We start from the raw sequence: 23,620 nt of genomic DNA, 5'->3' as shown, positions 1-23,620 counted from the left end.
GGGCGTTCGGGAAACCACTGTTGTACCGGGGCCGGCTTCAAACCGGCCCTTCCATTTAGAGGACAAAACATCATGGGCAACGTCACTTTTTCCAGCCCGCTGCTTCCCAAGGACGTCACCGTCTATGCCACGGCGGGTGACACCCATACCCTGCTGAAGGTTGCGAAGCAAAACAAGATTCCGGTTCCCTTCGAATGCGAGGACGGCGATTGCGGTTCCTGCGTCATCGAAGTGAGCGAGCTGAACAAGCCGTTCATGGCGCAATCCCTGACCGAGAAGGAAAGGGCGACCCTGCTGGCGGCGGGCAAACTCACCAAGGCGGAGATCGAGGCCGCTGTCGTTAGCGACAAGCCGCCCAAGTACCGGCTGGCCTGCCAGTACATCGTGCGCGATGAAGACGTGCTGGTGAAATTCAGCGGCGAGCCCGGCGTGGTCTGAGACCTGGCAACGACGCTTCTACATTTTCAGGCGCCGGTGAGCACTGCTCGGGTGCTTGCCGGCGCTTTTTTATTGGCTGGGCCGCCCCCTCCTCCTTTTGAGGGGGAGGGCAGGGTGGGGGGGCGGGCCTTGAAGGCGGGAGTGAACTTCGACGGTGCTTCTTCCTGGCGGCCTACCCCCATCCCAGCCTTCCCCCTGTCAGGGGGAAGGAGCGAAGAAGCCTTCTTTGGTCCGGTCAGTTGAAGGGCACGCTTGGGCCTGTTCCCGATCACGCCATGTCTTGGTGCATCGGGCTTGTCCGCTTCCCTACAAGCGCCCCGCTCATTGTTCTTAACCCTACAGCCCATGGGGCTTGGCTTCGCTAAAAGCCATCAATTGATTCAATGGGATAGGGCTTGGGCACAGGGCTTGCTAAACAATCACCAGACCCTGCACGACCGGCGGTTCCCATCACCCGACCGTCGTCGTCAGTACAAAGTCATCGCGGAGATTGGGCATGAGCAGCGTATCCAGCAAGATCCAGGAAGTCTTCAACGAGCCCGGTTGCGGCAAGAACCAGGGCAAGTCGGAGAAGGAGCGCAAGAAAGGCTGCACCAAGCAATTGCAGCCGGGTGGCGCCGCCGGCGGCTGCGCCTTTGATGGAGCGAAGATCGCGCTACAGCCCATCACTGACGTAGCGCATCTGGTGCACGGGCCCATCGCCTGCGAAGGCAACTCCTGGGACAACCGCGGTTCCAAGTCCTCCGGTTCCAACCTCTGGCGCACCGGCTTCACCACCGACATCAATGAAACTGACGTGGTGTTCGGCGGTGAGAAGCGCTTGTACAAGTCGGTCAAGGAAATCATCGAGAAATACGACCCGCCCGCGGTGTTCGTCTACCAGACTTGCGTCCCCGCCATGATCGGCGACGATATCGACGCGGTGTGCAAGGCGGCCAGCAAGAAGTTCGGCAAGCCGGTGATCCCGGTGAACTCCCCCGGCTTCGTCGGCCCCAAGAACCTCGGCAACAAGCTGGCGGGCGAGGCCATCCTGGATCATGTGATCGGCACCGAAGAGCCTGAGTACACCACGCCTTACGACATCAACATCATCGGCGAGTACAACCTCTCCGGCGAGTTGTGGCAGGTCAAGCCCCTGCTGGACGAACTGGGCATCCGCATCCTTTGCTGCATCTCCGGCGATGCCAAGTACAAGGACGTGGCGTCTTCCCACCGCGCCAAGGCCGCCATGATGGTGTGCTCGAAATCCATGATCAACATTGCCCGCAAGATGGAGGAGCGCTACGACATCCCCTTCTTCGAGGGCTCTTTCTACGGCATCCAGGATACCAGTGAAGCATTGAGGGAAATCTCGCGCCTGCTGATCGAAAAGGGCGCCGATCCCGAATTGATGGACCGCACCGAGGCCTTGATCGCCCGCGAGGAAGCCAAGGCCTGGGCCGGCATCGAAGTGTACAAGAAGCGCCTGACCGGCAAGAAAGTGCTGCTCATCACCGGCGGCGTGAAGTCCTGGTCCGTGGTGGCCGCCCTGCAGGAAGGCGGCATGGAACTGGTAGGCACCAGCGTGAAGAAATCCACCAAGGAAGACAAGGAGCGCATCAAGGAGATCATGGGGGAAGACGCCCACATGATCGATGACATGAGCCCTCGCGAAATGTACAAGATGCTGAAGGACGCCAAGGCGGACATCATGCTCTCCGGCGGCCGATCGCAGTTCGTCGCGCTGAAGGCCAAGATGCCTTGGCTGGACATCAATCAGGAACGGCACCACGCCTACATGGGCTATGTGGGCATGGTCGCCCTGGTGAAGGAAATCGACAAGGCGCTGTCCAATCCGGTGTGGGAGCAGGTGCGCCTGCGCGCCCCTTGGGAAGAGCAGACCTGGGAGGAAAGGGCGGACGCTGCCATTGCCGCCGAGGTCGCGGCCATCGCTGCCGACCCAGCCCTGGCGCGGGAAAAGCGCCGGTCCGCCCCTGTCTGCAAGTGCAAGACGGTGAACCGCGGCGCCATCGAGGACGCCATCGTGGCGCAGGGTCTCGCCACCGTCGATGCCATCTCGGCTGCCACCGGCGCCGGCACCGGCTGCGGGTCCTGCGCCGGCAAGCTGGAGAAGATCCTGGAAACCCAGGATCACTGGAATCCCGCCGCGGAGCCTGCGCCCGCGCAACAGGCGGCCTGAGACAACACCATGGCCAAAGTCACCAGTTCCAGCAAGGCCTGCGCGGTCAATCCGCTCAAGATGAGCCAGCCCATCGGCAGCGCGCTGGCCTACATGGGTATCAAGAACTGCATGCCCCTGTTCCACGGTTCCCAGGGGTGCACCTCCTTCGGCCTGGTGCTGTTCGTGCGCCACTTCAAGGAGGCCATTCCCCTGCAGACCACCGCCATGAGCGAAGTCGCCACGGTGCTCGGTGGTCTGGAGAACGTGGAGCAGGCCATCGTCACCATTGCCAACCGGCAGAAGCCCTCGATCATCGGCATTTCGTCCACCGGCGTCACCGAGACCAAGGGCGATGACGTGGACGGCTATTTGAAGCTCATCCGCGAGAAGCACCCGGAACTGGACCACATCAAGCTGGTGTATGTGTCCACGCCGGATTTCAAGGACGCCTTCCAGGACGGCTGGGCCAAGACCGTCACCAAGATGATCGAGCAATTGGTGGATGCCCAACCCGCCGACGCGGCGCGAGAACCGGGCAAGGTCAACATCCTGCCGGGGGCGCACCTGACGCCGGGCGACCTGGATGAACTGCGCGACATCCTCGACGGCTTCGGACTGGAAGCGGTGATACTGCCGGATCTGTCCGGTTCCCTGGACGGCCACGTGCCGGACGATTTCACCCCCACCACCATCGGTGGCATTTCCCTGGACGAGATCGCGGCCATGGGCCTGTCGCAGCACACCATCGCGATCGGCGAGCAGATGCGCGATGCCGCCCTCGCCATGGAAAAGAAGACCGGCGTGCCCTTCACCCTGTTCGACCGGCTCACCGGGCTGGAAGTCAACGACCGCTTCATCAGCCTCTGCGCGCAGCTCAGCGACAGGCCGGTGCCCAACAAGATCAAGCGTCAGCGCAGCCAGTTGGTGGACGCCATGCTGGACGGGCACTTCCATTTCGGCGGCAAGAAAATCGCCATCGGCGCCGAGCCCGATCTGCTCTGGACCTTGAGCCAATGGATCACCGAGATGGGCTCGCATGTCACCGCCGCCGTGACCACCACGGGCTCGCCCTTGCTGGAGCAGGTTCCCACTGAGGAAGTTCTGATCGGCGATCTGGAGGACCTGGAAGCGCGGGCCAAGGACTGCAATCTCCTGGTCACCCATTCCCACGGGCGGCAGGCGGCCGAGCGACTGAAGATTCCTTTCTACCGCATCGGCATCCCCATGTTCGACCGCCTGGGCGCGGCGCACCAGACCATCGTCGGCTACCGCGGCACACGCGATCTGATCTTCGAGATCGCCAATATGTTCATCGCCGACGGCCATGAACCCACGCCCGACACCTGGGCATTATCGGAGAGCAATGGCCATGCTGGCGAGACGGCGGTTACGGCTCATTAAGCCGCAGGATGCGACCAACGATTCACTCTTTCTCGGAGGCAGTATGAAAGTGGCATTTGCTACACAGGATCTGCAGCGGGTCGACGCCCATTTCGGCTGGGCCAAGAACATCGCGATCTACGAGCTGTCCGCCGACAGCTACCGTTTCATCGAGGCCGTCCAGTTCGAGGGCGACCTGCAGGAGGACGGCAATGAGGACAAGCTGGCGCCCAAGCTGGAGGCCATCGGCGATTGCGCCATCCTCTACGTGGCGGCGATTGGCGGCTCCGGCGCGGCCCGCGTGGTGGCCCTCGGCATCCATCCCATGAAAGTGCCCCAGCCCGAGCCCATCGTCGACCTGCTGGAAAAGCTGCAGGGAGTCCTCAAGGGCACGCCCCCGCCCTGGTTGCGCAAAGTGCTGGCCAAGGACAACAAGGGCGAAGAACGCGAATTCGATTTTGAAGATGAAGAAGAGGTGAAACATGCCTGAAGCAGCTGTCGCGGTGGAAGCCGCACCCACCGCATCGCCCATGGAGTCGGTGTTCGTCAAGGAACTGGTCAAGCAGTGGCGCGCCCAGGATTCCTATGGCGCCTGGGAAGGCAAGAGCGACGAGGATTTGCTCGAGCCGTACATCCTGACCAAGGAGAAGCGCAAGGAAATCCCCATCATCGGGGACCCGGACCCGGAAACCCTGTGGCGCATGGAGTTGTATTACAACGCCATCGGCCTGTCCATCGAGCGCGCCAGCGGCATCATGGTTTCGCCCATGATGAAGATGTCCCATGAGGGATTCGGCCGCCAGATCCTCATCGCCGGACGCTTGATCGTGCTGAACAAGCAGTTGCGCGACGTCCACCGCTTCGGTTTTCCCAGCATGGAGAAACTGGCGGAGGAAGGCGAGAAGGCCGTGGCCGCGGCCCTGCAGATGATCGAGACCTATCCGGCGGTGGCGAATTACGGCTAAAGCCGGTAACGCGCCCGGCACCGAGAGACTGTAACCCCCCAATCACCCAACACGTTCACGAGAGGTAACACCATGTCTGGGGAAGAAGACGTCAAGGCCAAGCTGAAAAAGCTCAACGCGCAGGCCACCGCCCTGAAGATGGACCTGCACGATCTGGCCGAAGATCTGCCCACCGGCTGGGAGAAGATCCCCGAGGTTGCGCAGAAAGCATTCGAGGCATACCGCGATCTGGATGCCTTTCGTAAAGCCAGCGCCTAGGAGCAGCCGTCATGAGCGAATTCAGCGTAGTCCTCCCCGGAGGCAAGGTCTGGGTACCCCAGTTCGTCAGCGAGATCAATCAGGACAAGTGCATCGGCTGCGGCCGCTGCTACAAGGTCTGTGGCCGCGAGGTCCTCAACATGGTGGGGATGAACGAGGACGGCGAGATGGTGCAGCTCAGCATGGACGACGAGGATGACGAGGACGAGTACGACAAGAAGGTGATGTCCATCGCCAACGTGGACAACTGCGTCGGTTGCGAAGCCTGCGCCAAGATCTGCCCGAAGCAGTGCTACACCCACGGGGCGGTCGCGGCCTGATTCCCGGCACCCGACACCTTCGGCACGGCGGCCTTCCGCTCGCTCCCAGAGCCAGCTCCGCCGCCTAGCCGTCATGCTGCGGCGCCGTCTTTAGGACGGCGCCGCGGCGGTTCCCGACCAGATTCCACAACACCGCGAGCACAATCATGTTGGCCAGAAATGATTATGTCAGCTATGACCCGCTGTTGATCCATGCCCGGGATCCCGCCGATCCGGTCACCCTGGCCTTTGCATCCGCCATAGGACTGGCCCGCAGTTCCTCGCGCATGCCGGGCAAGGGCGGCTTCGGCCTGGATCTCGCCGAGTTCAGCGCGCTGTTGGACGCTTATTTTCCTGGCGCTCGCAGCACCTACATCACGCCGGCGTTCCGCGCTTCCCTGGCTTCCGGCGGCGCGCGCGGATTCGACGAGTTCGAGGACCTGCTGAGCCTGCTCCTGCAGTACCGGGGCGACGGGAGCGAGCAGACCCGCTGGCTGGCCTACGCCATCACCGCCTGCTGCATGGGCGATGACCATTTGTGGCAGGACATGGGGCTGCCCACCCGGCAAGCCCTGTCGGAACTGTTGCAGGCGCATTTCCCGGAGCTGCATGCCCGCAATACCGGAGGCATGCGCTGGAAGAAGTTCTTTTACAAGCAGCTGTGCGAGCGGAACGGGTCCTTCGTCTGCCGCTCGCCGAGTTGTGCCGTTTGCAGTGAATACGCCAATTGTTTTGGCCCGGAGGAGGATGGCGCATGGCAGCCGGAGAAGCGATAGCGATGATTGAAACCCTGCCGGCCCTGGAGGCGCCCGAGGCCTGGTGCGCCAGTCTGGAGCAGGCGGGCGCCGTCTTCGAGGCGGGGGCGGTGGTCAGTTATGTAGACGCGGTGGCGGAACTCGCGGAGGCGCGTGCTGCTGGCGTGCTGGCTGACCTGTCCCATTTCGGGCTGATCTGCGTCGAAGGTCCCGAGGCCCAGAAGTTCCTGGGCAGCCTCTTCACCGGCGAGGTGAAGCAGGTGACGCCGGGCCAGGGCCAGTTCACCAGTTGGTGCGACGGCAAGGGCAGGATGCTCGCCACCTTCTGGCTCTTCATCCGCGGGGACGCTTATTACCTGCTGCTGCCCAAGACCCAGATGGCTACCACCGTGGCGCGCCTCAAGCAGTTCCTGCTGCGTACCAAGGCCGGCATCAGCGACGCCAGCGCCAACTTGGTGCGCCTGGGCCTTTCCGGCGCGGAGCTGGGCGAACGCCTTGCCTCAATCTTGGGCGCGGCGTTGCCTGTGGTGCGCGGTGAGACGGTCGAATTGGGCGGTTGCACCTTTCTGTCCTTACCCGCGGCGGGGCAGCCGCGCTGGCTGGCGCTGGGCCCGGCCGACCTCATGCAGGCCTTGTGGGGCGACACGGTCAAATCCGCACGGCCTGTAGGGAAAGCGGCATGGGACTTGCTGGATATCCTTGCGGGGGTTCCCATGCTGTTGCCGGAGACCAGTGGCGAATTCATCCCGCAGATGCTGGATCTGGAGGCCCTCGGTGGCCTGAGTTTCAAGAAGGGCTGCTACCCCGGCCAGGAGGTGGTGGCGCGACTGCAATACCGCGGGCAGCTCAAGCGTCGCATGTATTCCGCCAGCGTGGCTGCCGATTCACCCCCGGAACCTGGCACCAAGTTGTATGGAACCGGCACCAGCGAGAGCGTCGGCATGGTGCTCTCGGCGGCAACGCAGGAACCCGGCCGCAGCGCTGTGCTCGCGGTGGTCGTGATCGAGCAGAGGACGGCTGGTGGCGCGATCCGCGTGGGCAGCCCCGAAGGTCCCGCCCTGGAATTTGCGGATGTCGAGCCGTTGGCTGGCGCCTGAGGATATAACCAGAGAACGAGGCAAACGATGAGAAGCAAAGCGCGGTCATTGCAGGTCGAGGTCAGAACCGTTTATCTGGGCGAGGAATCCCACCCCGATGCGGAGCGCTACACCTTCGCCTATACCGTGACCATGAAGAACAACGGCACTATTCCCGCGAAACTGCTGGGGCGGCGTTGGGTGATTACCGACGCCAATGGCAAGGTCGTGGAAGTGGTGGGCGAGGGCGTGGTGGGCGAGCACCCTTACCTGCGCCCCGGCGAGGCTTTTGAATACACCAGCGCCGCCACCATCGCCACGCCTGTGGGAAGCATGCACGGCAGCTACCAGATGCTGGCCGATGACGGTGTCCCGTTCGAGGCGCCGATCGCCGCATTCAGTCTGTCGATTCCGCGCAGGCTCCATTGAGGCAAAGGCCGGATCGTAGGGCCGCCCCGCCTGCGGGGAGTCTTACCTCCCCTGGGCTATGAAAGCCGCGGCGTCCGACGGAACAATCCAAGAAGAGCTGATGAACATAACGAACCTTAGCGACAACACGCCTTATCAGACCCGCGCCGCCGGAGGCCTGGTGCCGGTGGTCATCGAACAGTCCGCTCGCGGCGAGCGCGCCTTCGACATCTATTCGCGCCTGCTCAAGGAGCGGGTCATCTTCCTGGTGGGCCAGGTGGAAGACTACATGGCCAACCTGGTCATCGCCCAGTTGCTGTTCCTGGAGTCGGAAAACCCCGACAAGGACATCCATCTCTACATCAATTCCCCGGGGGGCTTGGTGACGGCGGGGCTGGCCATCTACGACACCATGCAGTTCATCAAGCCTGACGTCAGCACCCTGTGCATCGGCCAGGCGGCCAGCATGGGCGCACTGCTGCTGGCCGGTGGCGCGGCGGGCAAGCGCTATTCGCTGCCCCATTCGCGCGTGATGATCCACCAGCCCCTGGGCGGCTTCCAGGGCCAGGCTAGCGACATTGACATCCATGCCCGCGAAATTCTCGCCACCCGGGACCGGCTCAATCATATCCTGGCCCACCACACCGGCCAGCCCCTGGAGCGCATTCAGGTGGATACAGATCGCGACAACTTCATGAGCGGACAGGACGCCGCTGCCTACGGCCTTATCGACAAGGTGTTGACCAGCCGCGAGGCGGCAGCCGCCGAAGCCTAGGGCAACACCTGTTCCCCAATTCCGATTGACGCACTGAGGAGCCAAGACCATGAGTGAAGACAAAGGCGGCAAAGATTCCGGCAAGACGCTTTACTGCTCCTTCTGCGGCAAGAGCCAGCACGAGGTGAAGAAACTCATCGCAGGGCCCGCGGTGTTCGTGTGCGACGAATGCGTCGAGCTTTGCAACGACATCATCCGTGAGGAACTCGACGGCAAGGCGGCGGAAGTGGCAGGCAGTCTGCCCAAGCCCAAGGAAATCAAGGGCGTGCTGGATGAGTACGTGATCGGTCAGGACCGCGCCAAGCGCATCCTGGCGGTGGCGGTCTACAACCACTACAAGCGACTGCGTGCCCAGGGCCGCAAGAGCGACGTGGAACTGGCCAAGAGCAACATCCTGCTGGTAGGGCCCACCGGTTCGGGCAAGACCCTGCTGGCGGAAACTTTGGCCCGGGTGCTGGACGTGCCCTTCACCATCGCCGACGCCACCACCCTGACCGAGGCAGGCTACGTGGGGGAGGACGTGGAGAGCATCATCCAGAAGATCCTGCAGAAGTGCGACTGGGACGTGGAGAAGGCCGAGTCCAGCATCGTCTACATCGACGAGATCGACAAGATCGCGCGCAAGTCCGACAACCCCTCGATCACCCGCGATGTGTCGGGCGAAGGTGTGCAGCAGGCTTTGCTCAAGCTGATCGAGGGCACCATTGCCTCGGTTCCGCCCCAGGGCGGACGCAAGCATCCGCAGCAGGAATTGGTGCAGGTGAATACCGCCAACATCCTGTTCATCTGCGGCGGCGCCTTCGCCGGGCTGGAGAAGACCATCCGCTCCCGCGCCGAGAAGGGCGGCATCGGTTTCTCCGCCGAGGTGAAGTCCAAGGACGAACGCGCCAACGTGGGCGAGATCCTGGCGGGCGTCGAGGCCGAGGACCTGATCCGCTATGGCCTGATTCCGGAATTCGTCGGCCGCCTCCCGGTGCTCGCGACCCTGGAGGAACTGGACGAGGACGCTTTGGTGCAGATCCTTACCGAGCCCAAGAATGCCCTGGTCAAGCAGTATGGCCGGCTGTTCGAGATGGAGGACTGCGAACTGGAGTTCCGCCCCGAGGCGCTGAAGCTCATTGCGCAGCGCGCCCTGGAACGCAAGACCGGCGCGCGCGGCCTGCGCACCATCATCGAGCACGCCTTGCTGGACACCATGTACGACCTGCCCTCGGAAGACCTCGTGAACAAAGTCGTGGTGGACGAGCGGGTTATCAAGGGCGAGGCGCAGCCCCTGATGATCTACCGCAACGACGAGAAGCAATGCGCGTCGGCTTGAATGCGTTGGGAATCTGTACCGCCCCGCAGCGGGAGCGGCCTCTCAGGACGAACCACCTTTGGCCCATGACATAAGGCTTCCAATATGACCACAGAAACCCTCGAAAAACCGACTCTGGATGACCGCAAGGTGCCGGTGCTGCCCCTGCGCGACGTGGTGGTTTATCCCCACATGGTTATTCCCCTGTTCATCGGGCGCGACAAGTCCATCGAGGCCCTGGATCAGGCCATGATGAACAACAAGCAGATTTTGCTGGTGGCGCAGCGCAACGGCGAAGTGGACGATCCTGCCATCGAAGATCTCTTCGACGTGGGCACCGTCTCCAGCATCCTGCAGTTGCTCAAGCTGCCGGACGGCACCGTCAAGCTGCTGGTGGAAGGCAATCGGCGCTGCCGGCTGACAAATGTCGAACTGGATGGCAACCACTACGTGGCGGACATTGTTCCTTTGACAGAAGGGATGACGCGCAGCGAGCAGGAGGTCGAGGCGCTCATGCGCGCCGCCGTCAACGCCTTCGACCACTATGTGAAGCTGGATCAGCGGGCATCGCCGGAAGTACTCAATTCGATCGCGGGCATCGACGACCCGGTGCGCCTGGTGGATACCATCGCCGGCCACTTGAGCAGCAAGCTGGAGGACAAGCAGTCGATCCTGGCGATGACCGATGTGGTGGCCCGCTTCGAGAAGCTGATCGGGTTGATGGAGGGTCAGTCCGACCTGATGGAGATGGAGAAGCGCATTCGGGGCCGGGTCAAGGAACAGATGGGCAAGAATCAGCGCGAGTACTACCTCAACGAGCAGATGAAAGCCATCCAGAAGGAGTTGGGGGACCTGGACGAGGCGCCCAACGAACTCGAGGAACTGCGGCGCAAGGTGGACAAGGCCGGCATGCCCAAGGCGGCGCGGACCAAGGCCGAGACCGAGTTGAACAAGCTCAAGCTGATGTCGCCCATGTCGGCGGAAGCCACGGTGGTGCGCAACTACCTGGACTGGATGGTCAGCGTGCCCTGGAAGAAGCGCAGCAAGGTGAGCTTCGATCTGAAGAAGGCCGAGGAGATCCTGGAAGCCGAGCACTATGGCCTGGACAAGGTCAAGGAACGCATCCTCGAGTATCTCGCGGTGCAGCAGCGCGTGAAGAACATGAAGGGCCCCATTCTCTGCCTGGTGGGACCGCCCGGCGTGGGAAAGACCTCCCTGGGGCAATCCATCGCCCGCGCCACCAACCGCAAGTATGTGCGCATGGCCCTGGGCGGCGTGCGTGACGAGGCCGAGATCCGCGGCCACCGCCGCACCTACATCGGCGCGCTACCGGGCAAGATCGTGCAGAACCTGTCCAAGGTGAAGACGCGCAATCCGCTGTTCCTGTTGGACGAGATCGACAAGATGGCGATGGATTTCCGCGGCGATCCCGCCTCGGCCCTGCTCGAGGTGCTGGACCCGGCGCAGAACCATACCTTCAACGATCATTATCTGGAGGTGGACTTCGACCTGTCCGAGGTGATGTTCCTGTGCACCGCCAACACCATGAACATCCCGGGGCCCTTGCTGGACCGCATGGAGGTGATCCGCATCGCCGGCTACACCGAGGATGAGAAGATCAACATCGCCCTGCGCTATCTGGCCCCCAAGCAGATCCGCGACAACGGCCTTCGGGACGGGGAGATCCAGATCACCGAAACGGCCGTGCGCGACATCATCCGTTACTACACCCGCGAGGCGGGCGTGCGCAGCCTTGAGCGCGAGATCGCCAAGATCTGCCGCAAGGTGGTGAAGAACCTGCTGCTCAAGCCCAGCACCAAGCGAGTGCTGGTCACTCACCGCAATCTGGAGCAGTACCTGGGGGTGCAGCGCTTCCGGTATGGCCGCGCCGAGGAGAACGACCAGGTGGGACAGGTCACGGGGCTGGCCTGGACCGAGGTGGGCGGCGAGTTGCTCACCATCGAGACGGCCATCATGCCGGGTTCTGGCAAACAGACCTATACCGGCAAGTTGGGCGATGTGATGCAGGAATCCATCCGGACCGCCATGACCGTCGCCCGGACGCGTTCGGAGGAATTGGGCATCGCGCCCAACTTCTATGAGAAACAGGACGTGCACATTCACGTGCCGGAGGGCGCGACCCCCAAGGATGGTCCCAGCGCCGGCATCGGCATGTGCACCGCCCTGGTCTCGGCGCTGACCAGGATCCCGGTGCGCTCCGACGTGGCAATGACCGGCGAGATCACCTTGCGCGGCGAGGTGCTGCCCATTGGTGGCCTCAAGGAGAAGCTGCTGGCGGCGCACCGGGGCGGCATCGACACGGTGCTGATCCCTAAGGAGAACGCGCGGGACCTGGTGGATATCCCGCGCAACGTCAAGCAGGGCCTCAATATCGTGCCGGTGCGCTGGATCGACGAGGTGTTGAACATCGCGCTGCAGCGCATGCCGGAAGCCCTGGATGCGCCCCTGGCGGTCGAGAGCGACGCCACCGCTTCGCCCATGGCGCACTGATCCCCTGTCAACTTCAATAAAACAACATCATCGAGGACACAACCTTATGAGCAAAATTGGTATCTTTTTCGGCTCCGACACCGGCAACACGCGCCGCGTGGCCAAGTCCATCGCCAAGAAACTGGGCGAGGACGCCGATGCGCCGGTGGACGTGAAGAAAGCCAGCGTGGACGATCTGCTCAAGTACAACGCCCTGATCCTGGGCACGCCCACCCTGGGCGATGGCGAACTGCCGGGCCTGGATGCGGGCGCCAGTGACGAGAGTTGGGCGGAGTTCCTGCCCAAGTTGAAGGGCAAGGACCTCAGCGGCAAGGTGATCGCCCTGTTCGGCCTGGGCGACCAGGAGGGTTATGGTCACGAGTTCGTGGACGCGCTCATCTTCCTGTATGACGTGGCCATCGAGGGTGGCGCCAAGGTAGTGGGATTCTGGCCGACCGACGGCTACACCTTCGAGAAGTCCAACGCCATCGTCGATGACCAGTTCGTCGGCTTGGTCATCGACCACGAAAACCAGAGCGATCAGACCGACGAGCGCCTCGACGCCTGGCTGGAAGAGGTCAAGGCGGAATTGCTGGCCGTTGCCTGATTGCATCAACCGCGAGGGGGCGGTGCCGCATTCCTTCATGCCACCGCGCCCCGACGGATTTTTCCCTGAGAACCCGTCATTGTGTTCGCGCCGCTGTTCAAGAAGCGCATAAACGTCTAAGTTTTGTCGGAGATTTCTCGACGACAGGGCGTCCATGGTAGAACAGCGCGCGCATCCACGTATTCCCGTTTCGACGGAAGTCACCGTCAGCCATGCCCGATTTGGCACCGCGTCCGCCCGCACCGTGGACGTTTCGGAGGGCGGTGTCCTCATTGAGTTTCTGGGATGTCCCTTTGCGGTCGGCGATCAGGTGAGCGTTCAGGTGAGTTCGCTGGAGGATGCACCACTGCTGCAGGGCACTGTCGTCAGAGTGCGATCGAACGAGTTCGCCCTGCGCTTCGATCCGTCCGATGACGAGGAGAGCGCATCATGATCTGCATGGCTTGACCTGTTTGCCGGCCGCGCGCAAGATGCTCGCCCCTGAAAGCGCAACATTGCCGGGAGCACAGCATGCCCATCCACACGCACGACCATAACAGGGTGGCGGCCCGGATCCTGCCCGTGCTCGCCCTCTTGCTTCTGACCTCCGCCTGCAATTTCTCGCGGCCCGATTACCTCAAGACCATCTCGCCGGCGGACTTGAACCAGCTCATGCGGACCCAGGACATCTTTCTGGTGGACGTGCACACGCCGGAGCAGCGGCACATCCCGGGCACGGACGAATACATCCCCTACGATCAGGTTGCCAAGTACCAGGACCGGTTGCCCAAGGACAAGAACACGCCCATCTACTTGTATTGCGAGGGCGGCCCCATGGGAAACGCCGCCGCGCGCACCCTGCACGAGATGGGTTACCGCGATCTGACCAACCTGGAGGGCGGCGAGCACGCCTGGCGCAGCGCGGGCCTGCCCGTGCAGTGATGCGGGTCACATTCCGTTTCTCCTGAGGCGGCCCGCGGTCTTCGACGGGCCCTGCCTCCACTTTTGCCGCAGAGGTTGTGAAAAATCGTAGCAATCGGGACGCACAGTAGATTCTTTCGCAACCTATCAGTTCACGCTAAGCACCACGAGCGTCACATCGTCGGCAAAGGTGTCGTCTCCGCAGAAGCTGCGCATCTCCTCCAACAGCCGCTGGATCACGATCTGCGGCGGTTCGTTCCTGAGCTCCGCGAAGGCCGAGCACAACCTGCCCACGCCGAAGAATTCCCCGGCGGGATTCTGCGCCTCGGTGAGTCCATCGGTATACAGCAGCAACCGGTCGCCGGCTTGCAGTTGCTCGATCCGTTCCTCGAATACCGTGTTCTTGAGCACGCCGAAAATCATCCCTTCCGCGTCCAGTTCGCGGCAGCTCGGATTGCCCTGGCGTTGCAGCAACGGCCGGTTGTGGCCGGCGTTGGCATAGCGCAGCAGGCGGCGGCCGGGATCGAAGCTGACATAGAACATGCTGATGAACAGGTCCGCGCCATTCAGGTCCTCGTGCAGCAGGTCGTTCAGGGCGCACAGCATGGTGCCCGCACCCAGGCTGCTGCGGTTCTCGGTGGCCTGTCGGATGGCCGCCTTGAGGGCGCTGCGCGCCTCCGCCATGATCAGCGCCGCGCCGACGCTGTGGCCGGATACATCGGCGATGACCACATCGAGGTTGCTGCCGGCGAAGAAATAGTCAAAGTAGTCGCCGCCCACGTGGCTGGCGGGAATGCAGGCTCCCGCCACTGCGAGGCCACCCGCCTGCAGGGGGTGTTTGGGCAACAGCGACAACTGGATCTGTTTTGCGATCTCCAGTTCGTGGCGCTCCTCGGAGGCCCGCCGCAGTTCCGTCACGTCTGTTTGCACGCCGATGTAATGGGTCAACTGGCCGGCATCATCGTGCACCGGGGCGATGAGCAGCGAATTCCAGAACGGCGTCCCGTCCTTGCGGTAGTTTTTCAGCACAACCTCGCAATGGCCCCCGGCGCGCACCGATTCGGCGATCTCCCGCACCGCCGCCGGGTCGGTGTCAGGCCCCTGCAGCATGCGCAGGCTGCGGCCCAGCAACTCCTCCCGAGCGTAGCCGGTGATGCGCGAGAGGGCTGGGTTCACATAGATATTGGGATAACCCGGCTCGCGCGCGTCCGCGATCTCGATGCCCACGCTGGCCGCTTCGATGGCGCGGTCGCGCAGGCGCAGGGCATCCTCGTAGTGCTTGCGGCCGGTGACGTCGTGGTCGACCCCGCGCCACTTGATCAGCTTGCCGTTGCTCCCAAACACCGGTTCGCCTGAGGATTCGGTGAAGATCTCGCGCCCGTCCTTGTGGCGATAGCGGTTGACCAGGTGTGAGAAGCGGCGGTGCACGTTTGGCAGCGGTTCCAGCTCGGCATTCCAGTGCGCCTTGTCCTTCGGCGTCAGCAGATCCAGGTAGACCTTGCCCAGTATCTCTTCCGGCGTGTAGCCCAGGATCGCCTCCACCGCCGAACTGCTGTAGATGTAGCGTCCTTCCGGGTCCTGTTCCCACAGCCATTCGCCGGCCATCTCGGCGATCTGGCGGAAGCGCTCCTCGCTTTCCTGCAAGGCTTCCTTGTCCTTCTTGATCTCCGTTATGTCCTGCTGGATGGCGAGGAACTGGGTGATCTCGCCTTCCTCGTTGCGGATGGGCGAGACGGTCTGCAGCGCCCAGTAGCTCTCGCCATTCTTCTTGTGGCCTTCGATTTCGCCCAGCCACAGGCGTCCCTGTTCCAGGCACTCCCACAGTTCCAGGTACACCGGCTCCGGCGTGCAATCAGCACAGAGAATATCCGGGGTCCTGCCGCGCATTTCCTCCTGGCTGTAGCCGGTGATGCGGCAATAGCCGGGATTGACGTACTCGATCCTGCCCTTGGCGTCGATGATCAGTACGGCGTTGGGGCTTTGCTCCACCGCGCTGGACAAGGTCGTCAATTGCGCCTCCTGGCGCTTGCGCTGGGTCAGGTCGTGGAGCACGGCGACGAACATGCGGTTGCCGCCGATGGCCGTCTCGCCGATCGAGAGATACAAGGGGAACAGAATGCCGTCGTGCCGCTTGCCGGTCACTTCCCGTCCGGTGCCGATGATCTTGCGGACCCCGGTGCGCAGATAGTTGGCGATGTACTCGTCGTGCCGTTCATGGTCCGGCGAGGGCATCAGCATCCTCACATTGCAGCCGATCACCTCGTCGCGGCGGTAGCCGAACAGCTTTTCCGCGGCCGGATTGAAGAGCTGGATGCTGCCTTTCTGGTCGGTTGCCACCACCGCGTCGGCGATGGTGTCGAGGATGACGCGCAGGCGTGCTTCGCTGGTCTTTAGGGCGCTGTCGCAGGAGTCGGCGGGCAGCACGGCGGTATGGAAACGCAGCAGCGCGTGCACCTCGTCGCCGTTGGCGGGAAGGAATTCCAGGACGTAGTCGACGGAAAGCGGAGGGCGGTTCTTGCGCAGGAACAAGGCGCCTTCCGCGGCGTGACGGATCTCGGTCGCCAGGTCCGAACGCAGGGATTCCGCCAGGCCGCCGGAGGCGAAGGTGTCAAAGGCGCATTGTCCGAGCAATTCCTCCGGCTCCACGCCGAGCAGGCCCAGTGCGGCGGTGTTGGCGAAACGCACCGTGCCTGCCCGGTCCAGCAGCAGGATGCCCTCTTCGAGGGTGTTCAGTACCCCGTGCAGCAAGGTGTTAGCCGTCATTGCCCGATCCCGCAATTCTCCGTCGCTGGACCGGATCATTGAAGCAGATGCGGGCCGTACTGGGCAAGATGGCGGCCGGACAGGCGCGCGGCGCGCCGTCGCGGCTCCTGTGGGGCTCTGGCACCTCAGGCTGCGGGAAACAGCCGCTTGCCGGCATCCGGCCCTGGCAGGCACTCATAGATTTCGGCGATGTGGAGCACCACCAGCGCCCTGGCGGGCAGGTCGGGTCTTTGGTTGCGGACCTCCGCTTTCATGCGCTCGTAATCCGCCCCTTCCGTTAAGATTTCTACAGTTCCCTTGATCTGGAAAGCGAGCTTGGGGTCCGCCGACCAGACGAACACCGACGCCTGCGGATTGCCTCGCAGATTGTCCAGGGTCTTGAGCAGGTAGTTGTCGGTGATCCAGAGCCGGTCGTCACCGGCGACACTCAGGTAGCGGATGGGCACCACATTGGGTACGCCCGCCGGTGTGGCGGTGGCCAGGGGGAAATACTCGGCCCGGCTGATGGCTTGTTTCATGGCGGGTGTCAGCATGGCTTTGCTCCGGAGGCATCGTGCAGTTCCGCTTCACGATACTCCGTCGGCTGGCGAAGTCCAGCTTCCCCGCCGCGCGGGGCGCGGGCTTCAGACGTACAGCGGCGCCATCTTGCGCCAGGCCGAACCCCGATGGGCGCGCCCGTGCCAGATATGCAGCCGGTGGCTTATGCCTTTGAGCCAGAGGGTGTGGCTGAGTCCCTGGTTGTTGTCGAGAAAAGGGTCGTGCTCGCCGATGGTCAGCACGATGTCCAGGTTGCGCAACTGGCCCAGGCGCTGAGGACATTCCAGATTCGGCAGGAAATGGCTGGGGGTGTGGAAGTAGATGTTCTCGTCGTAATAGCCATCGAACTGGTTGCCGAAGCATTCCACCGCCATGGTGAGGTCGTAGCGTCCGGAAAAGGCGCACACCTTGCGGAAAAGATGCGGGTGGCGGAAGGCGAGGTTGACGGCGTGGAAGGCTCCCAGACTGACGCCATGGGCGATGGTGCACGGGTGGGAGTTGAGGGCGGCCATGAGCGGCAGCACCTCGTTGAGGATATAGTCCTCGAATTGCATATGGCGGCGGATGCGGTCTGCCGGGTGGCGCCAGAAACAGTAAAAGCTCTCGTGATCGAGGCTGTCCACGCAGAACAACTGCAGCTGGCCGGCTTCCAGCTTGTGGGCCAGGCTTCCGACCAGGCCGATGTCCTCGTATTCGTGAAAGCGGCCGTCCCGCGTGGGAAACACCAGCACTTTGGCGCCGGCGTGTCCGAACACCAGGAGTTCCATGTCCCGTCCCAGGCGGTGGCTGTACCAGCGATGGTATTCTCTTTTCATAAAGGCTGAAAAAAACGGCGCAGGCGGCGGTTCAATTCGATTTCGTCGGCCGGGCGTCCGGGGTGGTCGAAATGGCCCGCTTCCAGGACATACAGTTCCTTGGCTGAACTTATCGCCTTGTAGATGGCGAATTGGCCCGGCGGCGCCACGCAGGGGTCGAAGCGGGCTGCGGCCACGTGCATGGGGCAGGCTATGTGCCGTGCCGCCGAAGCCGCATCATAGTAGCGCAATGTGTCCATTAAATGACCGTGTTCAGCCTCGAAGCGGCGCACCGCTTCGCCGCTGCCGAGGGTGGGCAGGCTGAGGCGCAGCGCCTGGTGGCCGAAGGTGGGAACGTTGAGATGGCCGCGCGCGACCCGCTGCTCAAAGGCCAGAGCGAGGGCGCCGATGCCGCCGCCGAAACTGATGCCTGCGTACCCGATGTGGCCGCGGATTTCCGGAAACAGTGCAAGCAGGGCGGAGACGCCGGTCCACAGGTCCTCGACGCAGCCGCCCAGGATGTAGCGTTCCCGGTCCTGGATGTCGTGCAGTACGTGATAGGCCGGATTGTCCGAGATCCCGCTCCTGCGGCTGCGGGCCAAGCCGCGGAAGCAGGGAAAGAGATAGGCCGCATCGGACAGGGGCAGTTCGGCATCCGGCCCGTCGCGTCCGCCATAGCCATGACCGACCACCAGGCCGCGGCGCACGGGCTGATTGCCCGGAACCAAAAGCCAGCCACCGATGCTGAAGCCATCGGTGGACCGGTAGCTGATGTCCCGGAGCTCGAAATGGCCAAATCTGCCGTCGCCGGTGACAACGGGGCTGGGGTCGACCGCAATGGCCTGGCGGTAGCGGTTCAGCCAGAAGGGCGCGAAGTGCGACGGCTCGCCGGGCGGAACCACAGCCAGAAGGTCGGATAGGCTGTAGCCGTAGGTGGGGTCGAAGGGGAACGGGTGACGGATGGGCATGGGACGCTGCGGTCTGATGTCCTGCTGTTTAGCCTCGGGATGAGAGGTCCGGGCGGGCGTAATCTCCGCCCAGTTGAACTTGGGCCACACGGATGATCCTATAAGTATCATAATTGCCCTGTCTCACAACAGGGTTATGGATTTTGGACATGGAACAGCGCGCCCATTCTTCCTGTGCTTCGCAGCACGTCGCTAGCCTGCTGACGCAGCACCTGGCCCGGGCGATCTGTCTGCAGGCCTCCACTGCCTGCACTCACGCGGCGGAAGCGATGAGGGAACTGCGTCGCACCGCGCTGGTGGTGACCGATGAGTCGAACACGCCCGTGGGGATCGTCACCGAGCGGGCCATCTTGCAAGCCGCACCTTCCGGGCACGCGCCGCAAACAACCATCGGCGAACTCATGTCCGCCCTGCCGCTCAGGGTCCCTGCCAGCATCGGCGTGCTGGATGCCTTTCAGCTTGGGCTGCGCTGCGATCTCCCCTATCTGCTCCTGGTCGATCAGGTAGGCGATGCGCTTTGGCTGGCCAGCGAATATGACCTGATTCGCGCCCTGGTGTCCGGACTGATGGAAAGGACGCTGGGAATCGGCTCGGATGCCCTGCGGGGCATGCTCGATGCCCTGCCGCATCTGGTCTGGCTCAAGGATATGGACGGTGCTTATCTGGCTCGCAACGCGCGCTACCTGCGGTTCATGGCGGCAGACGGCTGCTTGCAGGCTGGCGGCTTGAGTCAAGAGGAGCGTCTCGCTCTGGAAACCGGCGCCATCCGTTGTGAGGAAACTTGGAGCCGTTGCGCCGCCGAGGGTGGCAGCGCAACCCTGGATGTCGAGAGAGCGCCGATGCGCGATGGCGCCGGGAGACTGATCGGCGTGCTGGGCATCGCGCGCGAGATCAGCGGGCCGCGTTCGCGGGATATCGGTTTCATGGCCAGCCATGAGCAACTGAGGGGCCTGTTCGAGCACTCCCCCATGGGCTTCGCCCTGACCGACAAGCAAGGGCGTTACCTGGAATTCAATGAAGCCTTCCGCCGCATTTGCGGCTACACCCGGGAAGAACTGAACGCGTTGGATTACTGGGCCCTGACACCCAAGGAATACGCAGAGCAGGAGGCCGAGCAGCTGCGGCGGCTGGAGCGCGAGGGCTACTACGGCCCTTACGAAAAGGAATATGTTCGCAAGGATGGCGCCCGGGTTCCCCTGCGCTTCAGCGGCGTGTTGTTTCGGGATGATCAGGGCAAGGACTACATCTGGTCGATTGTGGAGGATATCTCCGAGCGCAAACGCGCCGAGCAGGAGCTGAGAGAAAATCAGGAACGTCTGGCGCTGGCCACCCGGCACAACGGGGTGGGCATCTGGGACTGGAATCCCCAAACCCATAAGCTGATCTGGGACGACTCGATGTATGCCCTTTATCGCATTCGGCGTGAGGATTTCGACGGGACGGAGGAAGCCTGGCGGGCCGCCCTGCATCCCGACGACTTGGCTCGGGGCGTATGCGAGCTCAAGGCCGCGGCCAAGGGCGAGAAGCCTTTTGACACCGAGTTCCGGGTGGTCTGGCCGGACGGAGAGGTTCGGCATATCAAAGCCGTGGCCAGGCTGTTCCGCGATCGGGACGGTGTTCCTGTGCGGATGCTGGGAACTAATGTAGACATCACCGACCTCAAGCGAGCCGAAGCCGCCCTGCGCGAACGCGAGGAAATCTTCAGCAGCATCGTGAACCAGGCGGCGGACTCCATCTTGCTGGTCGACAGCGAAACCATGCAGTTCGTCGAGTTCAACCGGATGGCCCACGAGACCCTGGGCTATACGCGGGACGAATTCGCGCGCCTGACTCTCTGCGATGTGCAGGCGCAGTTCGACGCAGCGCAACTGCGCCGGATACTGGATGAGGCCCAGGCCACCGGCGAGCCGCTCCTGATCGAGACCTTCCACCGGCGCAAGGACGGTTCACTTCGGCCTGCCCAGGTCAGCAGCCGGCCCATCGTCATTCGCGGCAGGCGCTATTTTTCGTCCATCTGGAGCGACATCACCCGGCGCAAGGAAGCCGAGATGAAGCTGCAGCAGAGCGAGGCGCACTTCCGCTTCGTGTCGGAGTCGGCGCAGGCGCTGATCTGGGTGGCCGGGCCGGACAAACGCTGCACCTGGTTCAACAAGGTGTGGCTGGATTTCACCGGCCGTACGCTGCAGCAGGAATGGGGCGATGGCTGGAAGGAGGGTGTGCACCCGGACGATGTGCAGCGCTGTTACGGAACCTATGTCTCCCATTTCGATCGCCGCGAGCCCTTCACCATGGAATACCGGCTCAGGCGGTATGACGGCGCCTACCGCTGGATCGTCGACAAAGGGGCCCCGCGCTTAAGCGCGGACGGGGTTTTCGAGGGCTATATCGGTTCCTGCTTCGACATCACCGAGCGCAAGCGCAACGAGGAAAACCTGCGCCTGACCGCCAGCGTGTTCGAAACCACCCAGGAGGCCATCCTCATCGCCGATGCGGCCAACCGCATCATCGATGTCAACCCGGCATTTGAACATGTCACGGGCTACAGCCGCGAAGAAGCTCTGGGCCGCGATCCGGGCTTCCTCAGTTCCGGACGGCACAGCCGGGAGTTCCACGCGGCGATGTGGGAATCCATCACGAAGAACGATGCTTGGCGCGGCGAGATCTGGAACCGGCGCAAGAATGGCGAGGTACATGCGGAACTGCTATCGATCTCCGCCATCCGCGGCGAGGATGGCTCAGTGCAACGCTATGTGGGTGTCTTCTCCGACATCACCCATTTCAAGGCTAATGAAGCTGCCCTCAGCCGGGTCGCCTATTATGACGCCCTGACGGGGATTCCCAACCGCGTCCTGCTGGCCGATCGCATGAAGCTGGCCCTGACCCGGTCGGAACGTGAACAGAGCGTGGTGGCGGTATGCTACCTCGACCTCGACGGTTTCAAACCCATCAATGACACCCATGGGCATGATGCGGGCGACCAGGTGTTGATCGAAGTGGCGCAACGCGTTTCCGCCATCATTCGCGCCGACGATACCGTGGCCCGGCTGGGCGGTGACGAATTTGTGGTGCTGCTGCTCGACCTTGATCAAGCCGATGCCTGCACATCCACGCTGGAGCGCATGATCGCCGCGATCTGCCAGCCTTTCACCGTCAAGGGCCAGCCTATCTCCCTGGGCATGAGCATCGGCGTGAGCTTCTTTCCCCTGGACGAGCGCGATGCGGACCGGTTGCTGCGGCTGGCCGACGCGGCCATGTACCGTGCCAAGCAGAGCGGCAAGAACCGTTTCGAGCTGTGGGAACCGGAGCATCACGCAGGCTCGTCTTAGGCGATATTGGCGTGGTTCCGGGCAGTGTGCGGACGCGCAAGATAAGGATTTAAAGGGGGCGACTATACTGTGGCGGAGCGTGGCTGATGAGCATGTGTTCGCTCCTGCTCCGGGCATTCAAGCTGGCGGCCCATGCGCTGCCTTTCAGATGGGGCAAGGCCCCGAAGTCAATGAAGTGGTTGGCCGGTTTCGGCATGCGGCGCCTCACGGCAGGCCGCGAGGCAGGCGGTTCGGCCTTCGGGAGGGTGCGTGCAACAGGGCGCTGCGCAGCAGACTAAGACGGTCCTCGTGGTGGACGACACGCCGGCCAACCTGGTGGTGTTGGGCGAATTGCTGATGCCTCACTACCAGGTCCGGGTTGCCAACTCCGGTCCCAGGGCACTGGTCTCAGCCGCGTCCGAGCCCCTCCCCGATCTCATTCTGCTGGACATCATGATGCCCGGGATGGATGGCTACGAGGTTCTGAGGCGCCTGAAAGACGATCCACGGACGCAGCATATTCCGGTCGTTTTCATCAGTGCGCTGGACCAGATCGAGGACGAAACCAAGGGGCTGGAACTCGGCGCGGTGGATTACATTTCCAAGCCCATCAGGCCGCCCATCGTGCTGGCCCGTGTCAGGGGACAACTCGAGCTGAAAGAGGCCCGAGACCTCCTGCGCGATCGCAATGAATGGCTCGAAGGGGAAGTCAGGCGGCGCATACGCCAATATCAGCGGATTCAGGAAATCAGTGTGCGCGCCCTGGCGAGCCTGGCGGAAGCGCGCGACAACGAGACTGGCAATCACATCCTGCGTACCCAGGGCTACGTCAAGCTGCTCGCGGAGGAGCTGTCCAAGTCGCCGAAATACGCGGCGCTTCTGACACCCAAGACCATCGAGAGCTATACCAAGGCCGCGCCGCTGCACGACATAGGCAAGGTGGGCATCCCCGATCATGTGCTGCACAAACCCGGCAAGCACACTCCCGAAGAGTGGGAAATCATGAAAAGCCACGCGGAAATCGGCTTGGCGGCGATCAGGCGCGCGATCCAGGACGAGGACGACCGGGAGGCAGTGGATTTTCTCTATGTGGCGATGGAAATCGCCGGCAATCACCACGAAAAATGGGATGGCAGCGGCTACCCGCAAGGACTGGCGGGCACCGCGATTCCTCTCTCGGCCCGCCTGATGGCGGTGGCCGATGTATTCGATGCCCTGATCAGCCGGCGGGTTTACAAGCCCCCGTACTCCCTGGAAACGGCAGGCAGGATCATCATCGAAGGCCGTGGTGCGCATTTCGATCCCGACGTCGTGGATGCCTTCACTCATTGCATCGCGGAATTTCGCGCCATAGCCGAGCGTTACGCGGACAAGGAGTCCTTCGTCGAAGCCCCGTGAGCGGTGTCGCGCCGTTCAAGGATTCGTCCCGCTCTGGAAATAACGG

The 23,620-nt window shown here is 62.9% G+C and carries 22 protein-coding genes; 18 read left to right on the top strand and 4 right to left on the bottom strand.

What is annotated here, in order from left to right; translation table 11 throughout:
- Positions 1–72: 72 nt before the first annotated feature.
- The 16 genes from EK23_RS18395 to EK23_RS18320 all read left to right on the top strand — a co-directional run bounded on the left by EK23_RS18395 (position 73) and on the right by EK23_RS18320 (position 13,830).
- Entirely contained in the window at positions 73–438 is a 366-nt protein-coding gene (locus tag EK23_RS18395) for a 2Fe-2S iron-sulfur cluster-binding protein (RefSeq protein WP_045226859.1), read from the top strand.
- Between the two features lie 496 nt (positions 439–934).
- Entirely contained in the window at positions 935–2,617 is a 1,683-nt protein-coding gene (nifE, locus tag EK23_RS18390) for a nitrogenase iron-molybdenum cofactor biosynthesis protein NifE (protein ID WP_045226858.1), read from the top strand.
- A 9-nt stretch (positions 2,618–2,626) separates the two neighbouring features.
- Positions 2,627–4,000: a nitrogenase iron-molybdenum cofactor biosynthesis protein NifN gene (nifN, locus tag EK23_RS18385; RefSeq protein WP_045226857.1), complete on the top strand. Its 1,374-nt coding sequence runs from the start codon at positions 2,627–2,629 to the stop codon at positions 3,998–4,000.
- Positions 4,001–4,043: 43 nt separating this feature from the next.
- Positions 4,044–4,469, top strand: coding sequence for a nitrogen fixation protein NifX (gene nifX, locus EK23_RS18380; protein ID WP_045226856.1), 426 nt, complete (start codon positions 4,044–4,046; stop codon positions 4,467–4,469).
- Positions 4,462–4,944, top strand: a complete 483-nt coding sequence (locus tag EK23_RS18375; RefSeq protein ID WP_045226855.1) for a NifX-associated nitrogen fixation protein — start codon at positions 4,462–4,464, stop codon at positions 4,942–4,944. Before nifX ends, EK23_RS18375 begins: the two co-directional genes overlap by 8 nt.
- A gap of 72 nt (positions 4,945–5,016) precedes the next feature.
- Positions 5,017–5,202, top strand: coding sequence for a CCE_0567 family metalloprotein (locus tag EK23_RS18370; protein ID WP_045226854.1), 186 nt, complete (start codon positions 5,017–5,019; stop codon positions 5,200–5,202).
- Positions 5,203–5,213: 11 nt separating this feature from the next.
- Positions 5,214–5,522 (top strand): ferredoxin III, nif-specific, encoded by a 309-nt coding sequence (gene fdxB, locus EK23_RS18365; protein ID WP_045226853.1) that lies wholly within the window; start codon positions 5,214–5,216, stop codon positions 5,520–5,522.
- A 146-nt stretch (positions 5,523–5,668) separates the two neighbouring features.
- A complete protein-coding gene (locus tag EK23_RS18360) occupies positions 5,669–6,277 on the top strand; it encodes a nitrogen fixation protein NifQ (protein ID WP_045226852.1) in 609 nt (202 codons plus the stop codon).
- Complete coding sequence (gene ygfZ / locus EK23_RS18355; protein ID WP_052808334.1) at positions 6,256–7,353, top strand: CAF17-like 4Fe-4S cluster assembly/insertion protein YgfZ; 1,098 nt, start codon at positions 6,256–6,258, stop codon at positions 7,351–7,353. The genes EK23_RS18360 and ygfZ overlap by 22 nt, the downstream gene beginning before the upstream one ends.
- 27 nt (positions 7,354–7,380) lie before the next feature.
- Positions 7,381–7,761, top strand: a complete 381-nt coding sequence (gene apaG, locus EK23_RS18350) for a Co2+/Mg2+ efflux facilitator ApaG/CorD (RefSeq protein WP_045226850.1) — start codon at positions 7,381–7,383, stop codon at positions 7,759–7,761.
- Between the two features lie 100 nt (positions 7,762–7,861).
- Entirely contained in the window at positions 7,862–8,515 is a 654-nt protein-coding gene (gene clpP / locus EK23_RS18345; RefSeq protein WP_045226849.1) for an ATP-dependent Clp endopeptidase proteolytic subunit ClpP, read from the top strand.
- A gap of 49 nt (positions 8,516–8,564) precedes the next feature.
- The gene (gene clpX / locus EK23_RS18340) at positions 8,565–9,833 is read left to right on the top strand and encodes an ATP-dependent Clp protease ATP-binding subunit ClpX (RefSeq protein WP_045226848.1); all 1,269 of its coding nucleotides are present in this window, start codon (positions 8,565–8,567) and stop codon (positions 9,831–9,833) included.
- A gap of 84 nt (positions 9,834–9,917) precedes the next feature.
- Positions 9,918–12,323: an endopeptidase La gene (lon, locus tag EK23_RS18335; RefSeq protein WP_045226847.1), complete on the top strand. Its 2,406-nt coding sequence runs from the start codon at positions 9,918–9,920 to the stop codon at positions 12,321–12,323.
- 46 nt (positions 12,324–12,369) lie between these two features.
- Positions 12,370–12,909: a flavodoxin gene (locus EK23_RS18330; protein WP_045226846.1), complete on the top strand. Its 540-nt coding sequence runs from the start codon at positions 12,370–12,372 to the stop codon at positions 12,907–12,909.
- 154 nt (positions 12,910–13,063) lie between these two features.
- Positions 13,064–13,342, top strand: a complete 279-nt coding sequence (locus EK23_RS18325; protein ID WP_045226845.1) for a PilZ domain-containing protein — start codon at positions 13,064–13,066, stop codon at positions 13,340–13,342.
- Between the two features lie 77 nt (positions 13,343–13,419).
- A complete protein-coding gene (locus tag EK23_RS18320; RefSeq protein WP_052808333.1) occupies positions 13,420–13,830 on the top strand; it encodes a rhodanese-like domain-containing protein in 411 nt (136 codons plus the stop codon).
- A 126-nt stretch (positions 13,831–13,956) separates the two neighbouring features.
- Here EK23_RS18320 and EK23_RS18315 read toward each other — a convergent pair whose 3' ends face one another.
- The 4 genes from EK23_RS18315 to EK23_RS18300 form a co-directional block, all read right to left on the bottom strand.
- On the bottom strand, positions 13,957–16,572 hold the full coding sequence (locus EK23_RS18315; RefSeq protein ID WP_045226844.1) for a PAS domain S-box protein: 2,616 nt from the start codon (positions 16,570–16,572) through the stop codon (positions 13,957–13,959).
- A gap of 125 nt (positions 16,573–16,697) precedes the next feature.
- Positions 16,698–17,105, bottom strand: a complete 408-nt coding sequence (locus tag EK23_RS18310; RefSeq protein WP_045226843.1) for a pyridoxamine 5'-phosphate oxidase family protein — start codon at positions 17,103–17,105, stop codon at positions 16,698–16,700.
- Positions 17,106–17,195: 90 nt separating this feature from the next.
- Positions 17,196–17,924: an esterase family protein gene (locus EK23_RS18305; RefSeq protein ID WP_045226842.1), complete on the bottom strand. Its 729-nt coding sequence runs from the start codon at positions 17,922–17,924 to the stop codon at positions 17,196–17,198.
- Positions 17,921–18,961: an acetylxylan esterase gene (locus EK23_RS18300; RefSeq protein WP_235282198.1), complete on the bottom strand. Its 1,041-nt coding sequence runs from the start codon at positions 18,959–18,961 to the stop codon at positions 17,921–17,923. The genes EK23_RS18305 and EK23_RS18300 overlap by 4 nt, the downstream gene beginning before the upstream one ends.
- Positions 18,962–19,020: 59 nt before the next feature.
- Between EK23_RS18300 and EK23_RS22080 the strand changes: the two genes are divergently transcribed.
- Entirely contained in the window at positions 19,021–22,197 is a 3,177-nt protein-coding gene (locus EK23_RS22080) for a PAS domain S-box protein (RefSeq protein WP_052808332.1), read from the top strand.
- Between the two features lie 249 nt (positions 22,198–22,446).
- Positions 22,447–23,574 (top strand): response regulator, encoded by a 1,128-nt coding sequence (locus EK23_RS18290; protein WP_045226841.1) that lies wholly within the window; start codon positions 22,447–22,449, stop codon positions 23,572–23,574.
- Positions 23,575–23,620 lie beyond the last annotated feature (46 nt).

The sequence above is a fragment of the Methyloterricola oryzae genome, assembly GCF_000934725.1.
Lineage (GTDB): Bacteria > Pseudomonadota > Gammaproteobacteria > Methylococcales > Methylococcaceae > Methyloterricola > Methyloterricola oryzae.
Note: the sequence above shows the minus strand (reverse complement) of the source record. Positions and strands in the feature narration are given on the sequence as shown.

Excerpts from the sequence above, each read along its gene's own strand:
- EK23_RS18395 (WP_045226859.1), top strand. The coding sequence starts at position 73 with ATGGGCAACGTCACTTTTTCCAGCCCGCTGCTTCCCAAGGACGTCACC.
- nifE (WP_045226858.1), top strand. The coding sequence starts at position 935 with ATGAGCAGCGTATCCAGCAAGATCCAGGAAGTCTTCAACGAGCCCGGT.
- nifN (WP_045226857.1), top strand. The coding sequence starts at position 2,627 with ATGGCCAAAGTCACCAGTTCCAGCAAGGCCTGCGCGGTCAATCCGCTC.
- nifX (WP_045226856.1), top strand. The coding sequence starts at position 4,044 with ATGAAAGTGGCATTTGCTACACAGGATCTGCAGCGGGTCGACGCCCAT.
- EK23_RS18375 (WP_045226855.1), top strand. The coding sequence starts at position 4,462 with ATGCCTGAAGCAGCTGTCGCGGTGGAAGCCGCACCCACCGCATCGCCC.
- EK23_RS18370 (WP_045226854.1), top strand. The coding sequence starts at position 5,017 with ATGTCTGGGGAAGAAGACGTCAAGGCCAAGCTGAAAAAGCTCAACGCG.
- fdxB (WP_045226853.1), top strand. The coding sequence starts at position 5,214 with ATGAGCGAATTCAGCGTAGTCCTCCCCGGAGGCAAGGTCTGGGTACCC.
- EK23_RS18360 (WP_045226852.1), top strand. The coding sequence starts at position 5,669 with ATGTTGGCCAGAAATGATTATGTCAGCTATGACCCGCTGTTGATCCAT.
- ygfZ (WP_052808334.1), top strand. The coding sequence starts at position 6,256 with ATGGCAGCCGGAGAAGCGATAGCGATGATTGAAACCCTGCCGGCCCTG.
- apaG (WP_045226850.1), top strand. The coding sequence starts at position 7,381 with ATGAGAAGCAAAGCGCGGTCATTGCAGGTCGAGGTCAGAACCGTTTAT.
- clpP (WP_045226849.1), top strand. The coding sequence starts at position 7,862 with ATGAACATAACGAACCTTAGCGACAACACGCCTTATCAGACCCGCGCC.
- clpX (WP_045226848.1), top strand. The coding sequence starts at position 8,565 with ATGAGTGAAGACAAAGGCGGCAAAGATTCCGGCAAGACGCTTTACTGC.
- lon (WP_045226847.1), top strand. The coding sequence starts at position 9,918 with ATGACCACAGAAACCCTCGAAAAACCGACTCTGGATGACCGCAAGGTG.
- EK23_RS18330 (WP_045226846.1), top strand. The coding sequence starts at position 12,370 with ATGAGCAAAATTGGTATCTTTTTCGGCTCCGACACCGGCAACACGCGC.
- EK23_RS18325 (WP_045226845.1), top strand. The coding sequence starts at position 13,064 with ATGGTAGAACAGCGCGCGCATCCACGTATTCCCGTTTCGACGGAAGTC.
- EK23_RS18320 (WP_052808333.1), top strand. The coding sequence starts at position 13,420 with ATGCCCATCCACACGCACGACCATAACAGGGTGGCGGCCCGGATCCTG.
- EK23_RS18315 (WP_045226844.1), bottom strand. The coding sequence starts at position 16,572 with ATGACGGCTAACACCTTGCTGCACGGGGTACTGAACACCCTCGAAGAG.
- EK23_RS18310 (WP_045226843.1), bottom strand. The coding sequence starts at position 17,105 with ATGCTGACACCCGCCATGAAACAAGCCATCAGCCGGGCCGAGTATTTC.
- EK23_RS18305 (WP_045226842.1), bottom strand. The coding sequence starts at position 17,924 with ATGAAAAGAGAATACCATCGCTGGTACAGCCACCGCCTGGGACGGGAC.
- EK23_RS22080 (WP_052808332.1), top strand. The coding sequence starts at position 19,021 with ATGGAACAGCGCGCCCATTCTTCCTGTGCTTCGCAGCACGTCGCTAGC.